The organism is Noviherbaspirillum humi (assembly GCF_900188095.1).
Lineage (GTDB): Bacteria > Pseudomonadota > Gammaproteobacteria > Burkholderiales > Burkholderiaceae_D > Noviherbaspirillum > Noviherbaspirillum humi.
Window position 1 is genome coordinate 464,427 of sequence record NZ_FZOT01000002.1, and the last position, 14,367, is coordinate 478,793.

Below are 14,367 nucleotides of genomic sequence, written 5' to 3' on the forward strand. Positions count from 1 at the left end.
ACGCGCAAGCGCTAAGGATTTCATCATGCAGCAGCCGGCCGACGCCAGCGAAGATGCCATCATTGCCGCCACTCGGAATTGGCTGGAAAAAGCGGTCATCGGCTTGAACCTGTGTCCCTTCGCCAAGGCGGTACATGTCAAGGACCAGATACGCTATCGGGTAACCCACGCGCAGGATCTACAGCAGCTGTCGCGGGACTTGCAGGAAGAACTGTCCCTCCTCGCTCAGAGCGACCCTGCCAAAATCGAGACGACGCTGCTCATCCATCCGGCCGTGCTGAACGACTTCCTGGATTTCAACGACTTTCTGGACGAGGCGGATGCCATGCTGGACGCGCTCGGCTTGAGCGGGGAAATCCAGGTTGCCAGCTTTCACCCCGACTACCAGTTCGCCGGCACCGCGAGAGACGACATCAGCAACTACACCAACCGCTCGCCCTACCCCACGCTCCATTTGCTGCGTGAAGCCAGCATCGACCGGGCAGTCGATGCCTATCCGGAAGCCTCGGCCATCTTCGAGCGAAATATGGATGTTCTGGAAAGCTTGGGCAAAGCCGGTTGGGATGCGCTTTTCGGACACAAGTAAAGTCCTTTCAAATCACCTTGCCGACGCGGTCATGGTGATTCCCTCATCGGTGACCCGCTCGGCTCCCCCGCGCTCTCGCCGCCTGACTCATTTCAGCCCGCTAGGTTGAACTGTCTTCCGTTCGCAACGCGCGGCTTCAAATTGTTACCTATACAAAACAAGTTCAAGAGTACACTTGCGTTATAGCAATTGAAGTGTGTGCAAACATCTTTCTTGAAAGCCAAATTTATTTCCTGCGCACAAATCGTTGCTCCTGTGACACGGCTTTTTGTCAAATTTGGCAATCCTGCATTTATTGATAGCAAGACAATGGAATGCGATTTATTTTGTCATTCAGATAGTATTTTTTCTGTACAATAATCTTGCAATATGGAATTATTAATACTATGACCACTCAGCCAGATAACGCCATGACCGGTACCCGACTTGCGGATCAAGTCAACTATGATCCGAATAACCTGCTCGATGCGCTTATCGAGAAGCTCAATCTCAAGAACGATGCCGCGCTGTCGCGCGCACTTGAGGTCGCACCGCCGGTGATCAGCAAGATTCGCCACCGCCGTCTGCCGGTCGGCGCTTCACTGCTGATTCGCATGCATGAAGTCAGCGATCTCAGCATCAAGGAACTGCGCACCTTGATGGGAGACCGCCGTGACAAGTTCCGGATCAGCGATAAGCAGTTCAAGCCGAAAGAGACCGGCATCACCGAAGAAGCGTGATCCGAATCGGCGTCAGGCCGGGAAGACTCCTGTCGACAGATAGCGGTCGCCCCGGTCGCAGACGATAAAGACGATCGTCGCATTTTCGACCTGGCGTGAAATCCGCAACGCCACTTCGCAGGCGCCCGCCGCGGAAATACCGCAAAAGATCCCCTCCTCCATCGCCATGCGGCGCGCCATCTGCTCCGCTGCAGCCTGGCTCACCGACTCCGTCTGATCCACCGTCGTTTTATCGAAAATCTTCGGCAGGTAGGCTTCCGGCCACTTGCGGATGCCCGGAATCTGGGACCCTTCCTCCGGCTGAGCACCGACGATGCGAATTTCCGGATTTTGCTCCTTGAGATAGCGCGACACGCCAACGATGGTGCCGGTTGTGCCCATGGCGCTGACAAAATGGGTGATGCGTCCTTCGGTATCGCGCCAAATTTCCGGTCCAGTAGTTTCGTAGTGGGCGCGCGGATTGTCGGGGTTGGCGAACTGGTCGAGGATGATGCCCTTGCCTTCCTTCTGCATCTGCTCGGCGAGATCGCGCGCATATTCCATGCCGCCGCTCTTGGGCGTCAGCACGATCTTGGCGCCATAAGCAGCCATGCTCTGGCGGCGTTCCTCGCTCAAGTTTTCCGGCATCAGCAACACCATCTTGTAGCCGCGCATGGCGGCAGCCATTGCCAGTGCAATGCCGGTATTGCCGCTGGTGGCCTCGATCAGCGTATCGCCCGGCTTGATATCGCCACGCTCCTCGGCATGCCGGATCATGGACAAGGCGGGGCGGTCCTTCACGGACCCGGCCGGATTATTGCCTTCAAGCTTGCCCAGAATGACGTTATTGCGACGCTGCGCATCCTCTCCGGGAATCCGCTTCAATTGCACGAGAGGAGTATTGCCGATGGTGTCTTCGATGGTTAGGTAAGGCATGATGGCTTTCAAAGAACTGCGAATGAAAACAGCATTTTAATCGCAGTCGCTGCTAGACGCCTTGAACGCTCAATCAGCCTCGGCCTGAAATGAAAAAGCCCCGTCAGCATGGACGAGGCTTTCACTACGCTTACTTCTTGGCGTCGCCTTTTTTGGCTTCCTTGGCATCCGCGGAAGCAGGTTTCATATCCTTGGCATCGACCGTCTTGCCGTCTTGCGCTGCCATGTCTGCCGACTTGCTCCGCTTGCCTTCACCCTTGGCCGATTTCTTGTGCTCCTTCGCCGAGGCGGAGGCGCCCGACTTGGCTTGCCCGTTTACGTTCAGGCCGGCGGCGGACAGCTTGGCTGCGTTCTTTTCGCCGATCCCTTTTACGCGAGTCTGCAGGTCATCCCAGTCCTTGAAGTCGCCGCCCTTCTTGCGTTCGTCGAGGATGCGCTTCGACATGGCAGGGCCGATGCCCCTGATGCCGTCCAACGCGGCTTGGTCCGCCTTGTTGACATCCACCTGCGCGAAGGCGAAGGACATGGTCGCGATGAAGGTAGCCAAGGTCAGCAGCAGTTTTTTGATCATAGTGCTCTCTCAATGTGAAGTTCATCAAAGGTCGGGACGTGCAGAAGCAAGCCCCGCGCCCCTTAACGAAACGACAAGAGCGTGGTTGACCTTACTGCCATGACAAATTCATATGGCTTTTTGCTCAGGGAAGAGCTCATCGATGGTGACGGTAGCGGTACCCAACTTGCCGACCACGATGCCGCCTGCCTGATTGGCGATGCTGACCGCCTCTTCGAGAGGCAATCCCGCGCCCAGCATGACCGCGACGGTGGCAATCACGGTATCGCCGGCGCCGGAAACGTCGTAGACCTCGCGCGCCATCGCCGGGAAATGCGCCACCTTGCCTTCGGTGTAGAGGCTCATTCCCTCTTCCGAGCGCGTCAGCAGCAAGGCGTCGAGGTCGAGTTCCTGGCGCATGCGCTGCGCCTTGCCGGTCAGCTCTTCCTCATCCTTCCAACCGCCGATGACCTGCTTCAATTCCGATTTGTTTGGAGTGATCATGGTGGCGCCGCGATAGCGGGTGAAGTCGTCTCCCTTGGGATCGACGAGCACCGGCTTGCCGGCCTGTCGGGCTGCGGCGATCATGGTGGCCACGTTTACCAGGCTGCCCTTGGCATAATCGGAAAGAATGACGACGTCGAAATTCGGCATCATCGCGTTGAACTGGCTGAGCTTGTTGCGCAGCACCGTGTCGGCCGGCGGGCTTTCGAAGTCGATGCGCAGCAGCTGCTGCTGCCGACCGATCACGCGCAGCTTGATGATGGTGGGATTGCCGGGATCGCGATTGAGATGGCTGTCGATGCGCAGCTCGGTCAGCAGGCGCTGCACGGCATCGCCCGCTTCATCTTGTCCGACCACGCCGAGCAGGCCGGCTCGGGCGCCGAGCGAGACGGCATTGCGCGCGACGTTGGCCGCGCCGCCGAGCCGCTCCTCGCATCGTTCGATACGCACCACCGGCACTGGCGCCTCCGGCGAGATGCGGCTGACATCCCCGAACCAGTAGCGATCGAGCATGACATCGCCGACCACCAGCAGGCGCGGCATGGCTGAGGCGGGAGGACGGACGCTCATTCCTGACGCGCCTTCACGGAACGGCCGATGCCGTAATACTCGAAGCCGGCGTCGGCCATGATCTCGGGCTCGAACAGGTTTCGGCCATCAAACACCACCGGCTGGCGCAGCATCGACTTCAGACGATCGAAGTCCGGGCTGCGGAACGTCTTCCATTCCGTCACGATGGCCAGCGCATCGGCTGCTTCCAGTGCATTGACCGGCGTATCGACGAAGCGGATCCGCTGCAGCAGTTCCGGCCGGCTTTCGAAATCCAGCGTCAGCACCCGCCTGGCTTCCTCCATGGCTACCGGGTCGTACACGGCCACGGTGGCGCCCCGGCTGACCAGCTGCTCGATCAGCACCCGCGACGGCGCTTCTCGCATGTCGTCGGTATTGGGCTTGAATGCCAGGCCCCAGATGGCGAAATGGCGACCGGACAAATCCTGGCCGAAGCGCTCGATGATCTTGGCGCCGAGGATGCGCTTCTGACGGTCGTTGACTGCCTCCACCGCCTGCAGGACGAGCAGGTTCTGGTCATACTCGCGTGCGGTGCGCTCCAGCGCCTGCACGTCCTTGGGGAAGCAGGAACCGCCGTAGCCGCAGCCGGCATACAGGAAGTTGTAGCCGATGCGCGGGTCGGAGCCGATGCCGTGGCGTACCGCCTCGATGTCGGCGCCAACCTTGTCCGCCAGGTTGGCGAGCTCGTTCATGAAGGAGATGCGGGTGGCGAGCATGGCGTTGGCCGCATACTTGGTAAACTCGGCCGAGCGCACGTCCATCCAGAAGGTGCGTTCATGGTTGCGGTTGAACGGCAGGTAGAGCTTCTTCATCAGCGCATGGGCGCGCTGGCCGTCCGGCGTATGCTCGTCGATGCCGATGACGATGCGGTCGGGCCGCATGAAGTCCTCGACCGCGGCGCCCTCCTTCAGGAACTCGGGATTGGAAACGACCGCGAAGCCGGAATTATGGTCGCGCTTCTTGAGTTCTTCCGCGATGGCGGCACGCACCTTGTCAGCGGTGCCGACCGGGACGGTGGACTTGTCGACAATGACGCGGAAGCCGTTCATGTGGCGTCCGATGTTGCGGGCGGCGGCCAGCACATACTGCAGATCGGCGGAGCCGTCCTCGTCCGGCGGCGTGCCGACAGCGATGAACTGCACTTCGCCGTGCGCCACGCTGGCGGCGACGTCGGTGCTGAACTTGAGTCGGCCGGCGGCGATATTGCGGGCGACGATATCGCTCAAGCCCGGCTCGTGGATCGGGATGCCGCCGCTGTTCAGGATATCGATCTTGCGCTGATCGACATCGAGACAGAAGACGTCGTTGCCTACTTCCGCCAGACAGGCGCCGGTGACCAGACCGACATAGCCGGTACCGATGATGGTTATCTTCATCAGGATTTCCTCTAAAGTGAGAGCAGGCGCCCGAGGCGCGCCGGCATCAGGACATTACGTTCAATTCTTCGGTGCGTCGCGGCGGGTAGGACTCCCACTGGCTGCAGCCAGGGCACTGCCAGTAGAACTGGCGCGCCTTGAAGCCGCAATGGCTGCACTGGTAGCGCGACAGCTTTTGAGTGTAGCCATGCACCAGGTTTTTCACCATTGACAGTTCTTCCCAGATTTCAGGCGGCGCATCCATCATCCGCGCTTCAAGCAGCTTGTCGAGGCCGAGCAGCGTGGGCGTGCGCTTGAGCTCATCGACGATGAGCTGCTTGGCCGCATCGACGCCGTCGAGTTCAAGCACCGCCTTGAACACGACATCGAGCAATTCGATGGACGAGGCTTCGTTCAGATAATTCTTGAGCAGGTTGACCCCTTCCTGCTGCCGGCCGACGGCACGGTAGCCATCCATCAACCGCTGCGCCACCAGGGCCACGTGCGGCACGCTCTGCTGCTCGACCCGGCGCCACGCCAGCAGCGCCTGCTCCACCTCGCCCTTGGCAAGATGGGCATCGCCGATCAGCATGGTGGCGCGCACGTTCTTCCGGTCCGCCGCCAGCGCCTGCTCCAGCAGCGCCAACGCCGCGTCCGGATGGGTATGCACCAGTTCATCCTGAGCCAGTTCGCAGTAGAACTGCGCGATCTCGCGCTGACGCGCGCCGGCGCCCGCCTCCTGCAGCGCTTTCGCGGCTTCGATGGCGCGCGGCCACTCTTTCTCCCGCTGGTAGATTTCGAGAAGCGCCCGGCGCGCCTGGCCGCTGAACTGGGTATCGACCAGCTGGTTGAAGGTTTCCTCGGCGCGGTCGAGCAAGCCGGCCTTCAGGTAATCCTGGCCGAGTTCGTACTGCGACTGCACGCGGGTGTCCAGCGGCAGATCAGGGCGGGCCAGCAGATTCTGGTGCACGCGGATCGCGCGCTCGATTTCGCCGCGGCGGCGGAACAGGTTGCCGAGAGCGAAATGCAGGTCGATGGTTTCCGGATCGAGCTTGACGATCTCGATGAAGGCATCGATGGCCTTGTCCGGCTGTTCATTGAGGAGAAAATTCAAGCCCTTGAAATAGCCGCGCGGCAGGCTGCGGGATTCGGAGACGAGGTGCTTGATGTCGACGCGGGCGGCGATCCAGCCAAGTCCAAAAAATATCGGGATGCCGAGCAGCCACCAGGTTTCAAATTCCATGCGGGTTGTTCTTGTGTTGTTATGTCAGAGGTTGGTTACGCTGTCCGGCTGCGGCGGCTGGGTGCGCGCCTGCTTCAGCGCTTCCTGCTCCTTTTGCATCACATCGATGGTCTTCTTGTGGCGGGTGATCTCGCGCCGGTGGCGCAGCACCGACGGCAGCATGGCGAACACGCCCAGTACCGCGCCGGCAGCGAAGAAGCCGAGCAGGATCAGGACCAACGGTCCGTAGATCCGGTAATCAAAGAAGAATTGCAAGGCCACTTCCTGCGTATTCTTCAAGGCGAAACCAAAGAAAACGATGAAGAGGAGCACCGCGACAATGCGATTGACGATTTTCATGACGCAGCTTTCTCGAGCACGGATTTTTGATCGCGGGAAATAATTTTGGTTTCCGTAAAGAGGCTTTTCGGAAAGGTGAAATTGTACGTGAAAAAAAACGGCATCCTGGGATGCCGTTTTTGATTTCCTTGCGAATAACTAGTCTTCCTTGATCGGTTGCCCGACCATGGCGTCCACCCGTTCCCGCAGCTCCTTGCCCGGCTTGAAGTGAGGCACCCGCTTCTCGGGCACCATCACCTTGTCGCCGGATTTGGGATTGCGGCCGATACGCGGCGGCCGGCTGTTCAGCGCGAAGCTGCCGAAACCGCGTATCTCGATGCGCTGGCCGCTCGCCAAGGCGTCGGCCATGGCATCGAGAATGGTTTTGACGGCGTAGTCCGCATCCTTTGCAACCAGCTGCGGATAACGCTCAGCCAGACGTGCGATCAATTCCGACTTTGTCATCTAGCAATTCAACCTGTAGTCAAACGATTACTGCTTGTTGTCCAGCTTGGCCTTGAGCAGCGCGCCCAGGCTGGTGGTGCCGGAAGCGGCGCTCGAGTCGGCAGACATCTTCTGCATGGCTTCCTGGGTCTCGGCGTTTTCCTTCGCCTTGATCGACAGCTGGATGCCGCGCGACTTGCGATCGATGTTGATGATCATCGTCTCGACCTTGTCGCCCACTTTCAGGTGGGTGCCGGCGTCTTCCACGCGATCGCGGGAGATCTCGGAAGCGCGCAGATAGCCTTCGACTTCCTCGTTCAGCTGAATCACGGCGCCCTTAGGCTCGACCGACTTGACGGTACCGTAGACGATTGCACCCTTGTCGTTCATGGCAACGAAGTTGTTGAACGGGTCGCCCTCGAGCTGCTTGACGCCGAGGGAAACGCGCTCGCGCTCCACGTCGATGGCCAGCACCACGGCTTCCAGCTCGTCGCCCTTCTTGAACTTGCGCACGGCTTCTTCGCCGGCTTCGGTCCAGGACAGGTCGGACAGGTGAACCAGACCGTCGATGTTGCCAGGCAGGCCGATAAACACGCCGAAGTCGGTGATCGACTTGATGGCGCCGCGGACCTTGTCGCCCTTCTTGTGGCTCATCGCGAAATCTTCCCACGGATTCGGCTTGCACTGCTTCATGCCGAGGGAGATGCGGCGACGCTCTTCGTCGATCTCGAGAACCATGACTTCGACTTCGTCGCCCAGCTGAACGACCTTGCTCGGCGCCACGTTCTTGTTGGTCCAGTCCATTTCGGAGACGTGCACCAGGCCTTCGATGCCCTGCTCGACTTCAACGAACGCGCCGTAGTCGGTCAGGTTGGTGACCTTGCCGAACAGGCGGGTGCCCGGCGGGTAGCGACGGGACAGGCCGGTCCAGGGGTCGTCGCCCAGCTGCTTGACGCCCAGCGAGACGCGGTTCTTTTCCTGATCGTACTTGAGGACCTTGGCGGTGATTTCCTGGCCGACGGACAGGACTTCCGACGGGTGACGCACGCGGCGCCATGCCAGGTCGGTGATGTGCAGCAGGCCGTCGATGCCGCCGAGGTCGACGAACGCGCCGTAGTCGGTGATGTTCTTGACGATACCGGTGACGATGGTGCCTTCCTTCAGGGTTTCCATCAGCTTGGCGCGCTCTTCGCCCATCGATGCTTCGATGACGGCGCGGCGGGACAGCACGACGTTATTGCGCTTGCGGTCCAGCTTGATGACCTTGAATTCCAGGGTCTTGCCTTCGTACGGGGTGGTGTCCTTGACCGGACGGGTGTCGACCAGCGAACCCGGCAGGAAGGCGCGGATGCCGTTGGTCAAAACGGTCAGGCCGCCCTTGACCTTGCCGTTGACGGTGCCGGTGACCAGCTCGCCGGATTCCATCGCCTTTTCCAGGGCCAGCCAGGAAGCCAGGCGCTTGGCCTTGTCGCGCGACAGGATGGTGTCGCCGAAGCCGTTTTCCAGCGATTCGATGGCGACGGTGATGAAGTCGCCTACCTGAACGTCAACTTCGCCGTTGTCGTTCTTGAATTCTTCGATGGGGATGAAGGCTTCGGATTTCAGGCCGGCGTTGACGATCACGAAATTGTGGTCGATGCGCACGACTTCCGCCGAGATCACCTCACCGGAGCGCATGTCCTGACGCGACAGCGATTCTTCGAACAGGGCGGCAAAGCTTTCGGCGCCGGAGGATGCGGGGGAATTGGAAACAGTAGACATAAAGTTTGAGAGTTGGCCAGCAGCGATTGCTTGTCTTGGATGCAGTCGATACTGGGTTAAGTTAATCAACGTCCGCCAGGGCCTTGCGCCGTGACGGACACCAATCGGTTACTAGAGTGCTGCGATTATTGCGCCAGTTTCCCGGCTTCGGCATACCAGCCGAGGACCTGTTCGACCGCCCGATCGGCGGTCATTTCAGAGGTATCCAGGAGATATGCACCCTCTGCCGGCTTCAAAGGCGCAACCGCGCGATTGGAATCGCGCGCATCCCGTTCTTTCAAATCCTTCAGAAGATCGTCCATACTAGCAGAAATACCCTTGTCAATCAATTGCTTATATCGACGCTGGGCACGCGCCTCGACGCTGGCGGTGAGAAACACTTTCAGGTCGGCGTCGGGGAAGATCACCGTGCCCATGTCGCGGCCGTCGGCCACCAGGCCGGGCGCCTGCCGAAAGCTCAACTGCAGGCCGACCAGCGCCCGCCGCAGCGCCGGCAGCACCGCGATGCGCGAGGCGGCATTGCCTACCTGCTCGGCCCGGATCGCTTCGCTCACATCCCGCCCCGCCAGCAGCACCGATTGCGCCTGGAAGCGGCAGGGCAGCCCGCGCGCCAGTTCTGCCAGGGCATGTTCATCGTCGAGTGCGATGCCCTGCTCGAGGGCGGCCAAAGCCGTCAGCCGGTACAGGGCGCCGGAATCGAGATAATGGAAGGAAAGACGGTCGGCCACGCGGTGCGCGACCGTGCCCTTGCCGGACGCGGTGGGACCGTCGATGGTGATCACCGGAATGGGTTTGGCAGTCATTGTGCGGAAACCTAGCGTGAAGAGTCAGGACCGGCCGATGATGCCGGCGAAGGCATCGAAATAGTCCGGGAAAGTCTTGGCCACGCATTTCGGATCGTTGATGCGCACCGTGGTTCCGGCGCGGATGGCGCCGTCCAGGCTGGCGAGCGAGAAGCACATCGCCATGCGGTGGTCGTCATAGGTATCGATGGCTGCCGGCTGCAGGCGTTCCGGCGGCGTTACCCGGAGATAGTCGGCGCCCTCTTCCACCGCCGCGCCGAGCTTGCGCAGCTCGGTCGCCATGGCGGCGATGCGGTCGGTCTCCTTCACGCGCCAGCTGCCGATATTGCGCAGGGTACTGGTGCCGTCGGCATACAGGGCGGCGACGGCGACGGTCATGGCCGCGTCCGGGATGTGGTTGAAGTCGGCATCGATGGCCTTGAGCGCGCCGGTCGAGCGCGCCTCGATCCAGTTGTCGCCCAGGCTGATGTCGGCGCCCATCTGGCGCAGGGCATCGACGAAGCGCACGTCGCCCTGGATGCTGTCGCGGCCGACGCCCTCCACCCGCACCGGTCCGCCGGCAATGGCGCCGGCGGCAAGAAAATACGACGCAGACGATGCATCGCCCTCGACATGGATCGCGCCCGGGCTGGCGTAGCGGCTGCCGGCCGGCACCGTGAATGCCGACCAGCCGTCTCGCACCACCTCGACGCCGAAGCGCTGCATCAGATTGAGGGTGATCTCGATGTAAGGCTTGGAAATCAGCTCGCCGATGACTTCGATCGTCACCGCCTGCTCCTTGGCCATCAGCGGCGCCGCCATCAGCAGCGCTGTCAAATACTGGCTGGAAACGTTGCCGCGTACTTTCAGGCGGCGATCGGCGATATGGCCGCGCTGGATGTGCAGGGGCGGGAAGCCCGGCTCGCCGGTATAGTCGATACGGCAGCCGATGCCGTTCAGCGCATCGACCAGGTCGCCGATCGGGCGCTCGTGCATGCGCGCCACGCCATGCAGGGTGTAGTCTCCGCCCATGACCGCCAGCGCCGCCGTCAGCGGCCGGATGGCGGTGCCGGCATTGCCCATGAACAGATCGGCGCTGTGTACCGGCAGCGTGCCGCCGGCGCCATGCACCAGGTAATCCTGGCTTGCGCCCTTCTGCTCCCAGCGCACGCCAAGCTTTTGCAGGGCCATCAGCATCACATGGGTATCGTCGGACGCCAGCAGCTCCCGGATATCGGTATCGCCTTGCGCCAGCGCCGCCAGCAGCAGAGTGCGGTTGGAGATGCTCTTCGAACCTGGAAGGCGTACCGCGCCCTGCACCCGGCGCGCCGGCTGGAGATCAAGATAATGGGGGTATTTTTTCATCAGTCGCCACCTTCGCGGCTTTGCTTTTCCGCGGCTTCAATGGTTTTGATCCAGTCATGACGGGCGCGCTGGGCGTTGGCATAAATCGCTTCCAGGCCGGCGGCGTCACCGGCTGCCAGCAGTTCCCGCATCTCGCTCAATCGCTGCGTGTAAATATCCAGTTCCGTCAACAGCGCCGCCTGGTTGGCCAGGGAGATGTCGCGCCACATCTCCGGCGAGGAGCCGGCGATGCGGGTGAAATCGCGGAAGCCGCTCGCCGCGTATTGGAACAGCAGGTCGGCATGCGGCTTGCGCGCAATGTCGTCCACCAGCGCGAAAGCCAACAGGTGAGGCAGGTGGCTGACCGAGGCGAACACCTTGTCATGTTCTTCGGCGGAGAGACGGTGAATGATGGCGCCACACAGGCGCCAGGCAGCTGCCACCCGGTCAACGTCGGCAGACGCATTCTCCGGCAACGGCGCCAGCACGACTTTCTTGCCGATATAGAGGTCGGGAATGGCCGCATCCGGCCCGTTCTGTTCCCGACCGGCGATCGGATGTCCCGGCACGAACTGGGCAATCTTGCCGCCCAGAGCGCGGCGCGCGGCGGCGACCACGTCGGTCTTGGTGCTGCCGGCATCGGTGACGACCGTACCGCTGCGCAGATGCGGCGCGATGGCGGCCAGGATGGCTTCGGTCTGCGCCACCGGAGCGGCGACCAGGATCAGGTCCGCGCCGGCAACCGCCTGCTCGATTGAGTCGGCGACGGCATCGATGATGCCCAGCTGGCGCGCCCGCTCCAGGGACGTCCGGCTGCGGCCGACGCCGACCACTTCGCCGACCGCGCCCGCCTGCTTCAGGGCGAGCGCAAAGGAACCGCCGATGAGGCCGGCGCCGAAGATGACGACTTTGTTCAGCATGCCGTGCGCTCCCCTGGTGTGCTCAACCCAGCGTGCGCTTGAGCGCCGCCAGGAAGGCTTCGTTCTCTTCCGGCAGGCCGATCGAGATTCGGAGCCATTGCGGCAGGCCGTAGGCGCCGACCGGACGCACGATGATTCCCTGCTTGAGCAGCGCCAGGTTGACGCGGGCGCCGGCGCCGTCATCCTGCCCTACCCTCACCAGCACGAAATTGCCGAAGGACGGCACGTATTCCAGTCCCATTACCTCGAAGGCCCGCGTCAACTGGCGATAGCCGGACCTATTCAGCTCGGCGCTCTTGCGCAGGAAGGCGGTATCGTTCAGGGCGGCGACGGCGGCCGCCTGCGCCAGGGAGTTCACGTTGAAAGGCTGGCGGATGCGGTTCAGCAGATCGGTCAGCTGGGGCTGGGCGATGCCAAAGCCGACGCGCAGGCCGGCCAGGCCATAGGCCTTGGACATGGTGCGCGACACCAGCAGGTTGGGATACTGCCTCACCCAGGCGATGGAGTCGTATTGCAGCGACGGGTCGAGATACTCGTTGTAGGCCTCGTCCAGCACCACCACCACATTCGGCGGCACCTGCTTGAGAAAGGCTTCGAGTTCTGCCGCCGGCAGGAAGGTGCCGGTCGGATTGTTCGGATTGGCGATGAACACCAGGCGCGTGTCCGGCTGGATTGCCTTTGTCATCGCCTGCAGGTCGTGGCCGAAGTCCTTCGCCGGCACCACGATGGCCCGGGCGCCGACCGCCTGGGTAGCGAGCGCATAGACGGCAAACGAATACTCCGCATACACCACCGACTGGTTCGGCTGGACGAAGGCATGGGCGGCGATCTCGAGGATGTCGTTGCTGCCGTTACCCAGCGTGATCCAGTCCTGCGGCACGCCGTATTTTTCGCTGACGGCCGCTTTCAGCTGGAAGCCATTGGCGTCGGGATAGCGGCCGATCTCCTTCATTTCGGCCAGCATCGCTTGCTTGGCCGATTCAGGCATGCCGAGCGGATTCTCGTTGGACGCCAGCTTGACGATGGATGCCTCGTCCAGGCCGAACTCGCGCGCGACTTCGGAGATGGGCTTGCCGGCCTGGTAAGGGGCGATGGCGCGGACATATTCGGGGCCGAATTGGATGGACATGGTGTGGACGCTTTGAAACGGTTGAGAGAATCCCGGCGGACAGGCCGGCCCGGCAAGGGGCCGGGCGCCGCGCCGGTAAGGCAATACTATCGAGGCATGCGGCGCGCTTACAGGGTGAACGGGTAGGAGCCGAGCAGCTTGTAGAAGGCGGCGTTCTCCTTCAGCGCGGCCAGGGCGGGCGCAACTTTGTCATCCAGCGCGTGTCCCTCGATGTCGACGTAGAAGTAGTACTCCCAGGTGCCGAGACGCGCCGGACGGGACTCGAATCGGGTCATCGACACGCCATGCTGGGCCAGCGGCGCCAGCAGGCTATGGACGGCGCCGGCGCGGTTGGGTACCGCCAGGATGAGTGAAGTCTGGTCCTTGCCACTCGGCCCGGGCTGCAGACGGCCGACGACGGCGAAACGGGTGCGGTTGTGCGGATCGTCCTGCACATGGCCCTGCACCACCCGCAGGCCGTAGCGCTGGCCGGCAAATTCGCCGGCAATGGCGGCGACCGATGGATCCTGGCTCGCCATGCGCGCCGCCTCGCCATTGGACGCGACCGCCAGCCGATCTATGTTCGGATAATGCTGGTTGAGCCAGCCCTGGCACTGGGCCAGTGCCTGTGAGTGGGCGCAGATGCGCTGTACGCCATCCATGGCGCCGCTGGCGGTCATCAGGCTGTGATGCACCGGGATCGACAGCTCGCCGCTGATCGAGAGCGTGGTTTGCAGCAGCAGATCGAGCGTGCGGTTGACGGCGCCTTCGTTGGAGTTTTCCATCGGCACCACGCCGAAGTCGGCGCTGCCGGCCTCGGTGGCGCGGAACACTTCATCGATCGAAGCGCAAGCCAAGGCTTCCACCGCATGACCGAATTGCTGGAACACGGCCTGTTCGCTGAAGGTTCCCTGTGGGCCGAGAAACGCGACAGTGACGCGGCGCTCGAGCGCGCGACAGGACGACATCACCTCGCGGAAGATGGTCTGCACATCGGCGGCGAGCAGCGGGCCGGGATTGCGCTCGGCGACGCTGCGCAGCACCTGGGCCTCGCGTTCGGGCCGGAATACCGGCGCGTTGGTTTCCGCCTTCACATGGCCGACTTCCTGCGCGATGCGGGCGCGGCGGTTGAGGAGGTCCAGGATCTGCGCGTCGATGGCATCGATCTGCTCGCGCAGCGGTTTCAGTTTGTCGTCCGTCATTATCGTTATGACGGTTGCAGGCCCCGCGCCGCGCCGCATGCGCCCG

15 protein-coding genes are annotated in these 14,367 nt (G+C 62.1%); 2 read left to right on the plus strand and 13 right to left on the minus strand.

The features are described 5' to 3' along the window. Window positions 1-25 precede the first annotated feature (25 nt). Window positions 26-586, plus strand: coding sequence for a DUF1415 domain-containing protein (locus tag CHB88_RS05480; protein ID WP_089398272.1), 561 nt, complete (start codon window positions 26-28; stop codon window positions 584-586). A 386-nt stretch (window positions 587-972) separates the two neighbouring features. After that, window positions 973-1,305 (plus strand): hypothetical protein, encoded by a 333-nt coding sequence (locus CHB88_RS05485; RefSeq protein ID WP_245844753.1) that lies wholly within the window; start codon window positions 973-975, stop codon window positions 1,303-1,305. 12 nt (window positions 1,306-1,317) lie between these two features. Here the strand turns inward: CHB88_RS05485 and cysM are convergent, their stop codons facing one another. The 13 genes from cysM to pheA all read right to left on the minus strand — a co-directional run bounded on the left by cysM (window position 1,318) and on the right by pheA (window position 14,321). After that, window positions 1,318-2,220, minus strand: a complete 903-nt coding sequence (gene cysM / locus CHB88_RS05490; protein WP_089398274.1) for a cysteine synthase CysM — start codon at window positions 2,218-2,220, stop codon at window positions 1,318-1,320. Between the two features lie 130 nt (window positions 2,221-2,350). After that, entirely contained in the window at window positions 2,351-2,791 is a 441-nt protein-coding gene (locus CHB88_RS05495) for a ComEA family DNA-binding protein (RefSeq protein ID WP_089398275.1), read from the minus strand. Window positions 2,792-2,899: 108 nt separating this feature from the next. Continuing rightward, the gene (rfaE1, locus tag CHB88_RS05500; RefSeq protein ID WP_089398276.1) at window positions 2,900-3,844 is read right to left on the minus strand and encodes a D-glycero-beta-D-manno-heptose-7-phosphate kinase; all 945 of its coding nucleotides are present in this window, start codon (window positions 3,842-3,844) and stop codon (window positions 2,900-2,902) included. After that, window positions 3,841-5,220, minus strand: coding sequence for a UDP-glucose dehydrogenase family protein (locus CHB88_RS05505; RefSeq protein ID WP_089398277.1), 1,380 nt, complete (start codon window positions 5,218-5,220; stop codon window positions 3,841-3,843). The genes rfaE1 and CHB88_RS05505 overlap by 4 nt, the downstream gene beginning before the upstream one ends. Before the next feature lie 46 nt (window positions 5,221-5,266). After that, entirely contained in the window at window positions 5,267-6,442 is a 1,176-nt protein-coding gene (gene lapB / locus CHB88_RS05510) for a lipopolysaccharide assembly protein LapB (protein WP_089398278.1), read from the minus strand. 24 nt (window positions 6,443-6,466) lie between these two features. After that, window positions 6,467-6,781, minus strand: a complete 315-nt coding sequence (locus tag CHB88_RS05515) for a LapA family protein (RefSeq protein WP_089398279.1) — start codon at window positions 6,779-6,781, stop codon at window positions 6,467-6,469. 138 nt (window positions 6,782-6,919) lie between these two features. Next, window positions 6,920-7,225, minus strand: coding sequence for an integration host factor subunit beta (locus CHB88_RS05520; RefSeq protein ID WP_019141733.1), 306 nt, complete (start codon window positions 7,223-7,225; stop codon window positions 6,920-6,922). A gap of 27 nt (window positions 7,226-7,252) precedes the next feature. Next, window positions 7,253-8,965 (minus strand): 30S ribosomal protein S1, encoded by a 1,713-nt coding sequence (gene rpsA / locus CHB88_RS05525; RefSeq protein WP_089398280.1) that lies wholly within the window; start codon window positions 8,963-8,965, stop codon window positions 7,253-7,255. 125 nt (window positions 8,966-9,090) lie between these two features. Continuing rightward, window positions 9,091-9,768: a (d)CMP kinase gene (cmk, locus tag CHB88_RS05530; RefSeq protein ID WP_089398281.1), complete on the minus strand. Its 678-nt coding sequence runs from the start codon at window positions 9,766-9,768 to the stop codon at window positions 9,091-9,093. Between the two features lie 24 nt (window positions 9,769-9,792). Beyond that, the gene (gene aroA, locus CHB88_RS05535; protein WP_089398282.1) at window positions 9,793-11,112 is read right to left on the minus strand and encodes a 3-phosphoshikimate 1-carboxyvinyltransferase; all 1,320 of its coding nucleotides are present in this window, start codon (window positions 11,110-11,112) and stop codon (window positions 9,793-9,795) included. Next, window positions 11,112-12,011, minus strand: coding sequence for a prephenate dehydrogenase (locus tag CHB88_RS05540; protein ID WP_176442327.1), 900 nt, complete (start codon window positions 12,009-12,011; stop codon window positions 11,112-11,114). Before CHB88_RS05540 ends, aroA begins: the two co-directional genes overlap by 1 nt. A gap of 22 nt (window positions 12,012-12,033) precedes the next feature. Continuing rightward, a complete protein-coding gene (hisC, locus tag CHB88_RS05545) occupies window positions 12,034-13,140 on the minus strand; it encodes a histidinol-phosphate transaminase (RefSeq protein WP_089398283.1) in 1,107 nt (368 codons plus the stop codon). Between the two features lie 107 nt (window positions 13,141-13,247). Next, complete coding sequence (gene pheA / locus CHB88_RS05550) at window positions 13,248-14,321, minus strand: prephenate dehydratase (protein WP_089398284.1); 1,074 nt, start codon at window positions 14,319-14,321, stop codon at window positions 13,248-13,250. Window positions 14,322-14,367: the final 46 nt, after the last annotated feature.

What these genes read in the sequence shown, in the direction of transcription:
- CHB88_RS05480 (WP_089398272.1), top strand. Translation starts at nt 26, where the DNA reads ATGCAGCAGCCGGCCGACGCCAGCGAAGATGCCATCATTGCCGCCACT.
- CHB88_RS05485 (WP_245844753.1), top strand. Translation starts at nt 973, where the DNA reads ATGACCACTCAGCCAGATAACGCCATGACCGGTACCCGACTTGCGGAT.
- cysM (WP_089398274.1), bottom strand. Translation starts at nt 2,220, where the DNA reads ATGCCTTACCTAACCATCGAAGACACCATCGGCAATACTCCTCTCGTG.
- CHB88_RS05495 (WP_089398275.1), bottom strand. Translation starts at nt 2,791, where the DNA reads ATGATCAAAAAACTGCTGCTGACCTTGGCTACCTTCATCGCGACCATG.
- rfaE1 (WP_089398276.1), bottom strand. Translation starts at nt 3,844, where the DNA reads ATGAGCGTCCGTCCTCCCGCCTCAGCCATGCCGCGCCTGCTGGTGGTC.
- CHB88_RS05505 (WP_089398277.1), bottom strand. Translation starts at nt 5,220, where the DNA reads ATGAAGATAACCATCATCGGTACCGGCTATGTCGGTCTGGTCACCGGC.
- lapB (WP_089398278.1), bottom strand. Translation starts at nt 6,442, where the DNA reads ATGGAATTTGAAACCTGGTGGCTGCTCGGCATCCCGATATTTTTTGGA.
- CHB88_RS05515 (WP_089398279.1), bottom strand. Translation starts at nt 6,781, where the DNA reads ATGAAAATCGTCAATCGCATTGTCGCGGTGCTCCTCTTCATCGTTTTC.
- CHB88_RS05520 (WP_019141733.1), bottom strand. Translation starts at nt 7,225, where the DNA reads ATGACAAAGTCGGAATTGATCGCACGTCTGGCTGAGCGTTATCCGCAG.
- rpsA (WP_089398280.1), bottom strand. Translation starts at nt 8,965, where the DNA reads ATGTCTACTGTTTCCAATTCCCCCGCATCCTCCGGCGCCGAAAGCTTT.
- cmk (WP_089398281.1), bottom strand. Translation starts at nt 9,768, where the DNA reads ATGACTGCCAAACCCATTCCGGTGATCACCATCGACGGTCCCACCGCG.
- aroA (WP_089398282.1), bottom strand. Translation starts at nt 11,112, where the DNA reads ATGAAAAAATACCCCCATTATCTTGATCTCCAGCCGGCGCGCCGGGTG.
- CHB88_RS05540 (WP_176442327.1), bottom strand. Translation starts at nt 12,011, where the DNA reads ATGCTGAACAAAGTCGTCATCTTCGGCGCCGGCCTCATCGGCGGTTCC.
- hisC (WP_089398283.1), bottom strand. Translation starts at nt 13,140, where the DNA reads ATGTCCATCCAATTCGGCCCCGAATATGTCCGCGCCATCGCCCCTTAC.
- pheA (WP_089398284.1), bottom strand. Translation starts at nt 14,321, where the DNA reads ATGACGGACGACAAACTGAAACCGCTGCGCGAGCAGATCGATGCCATC.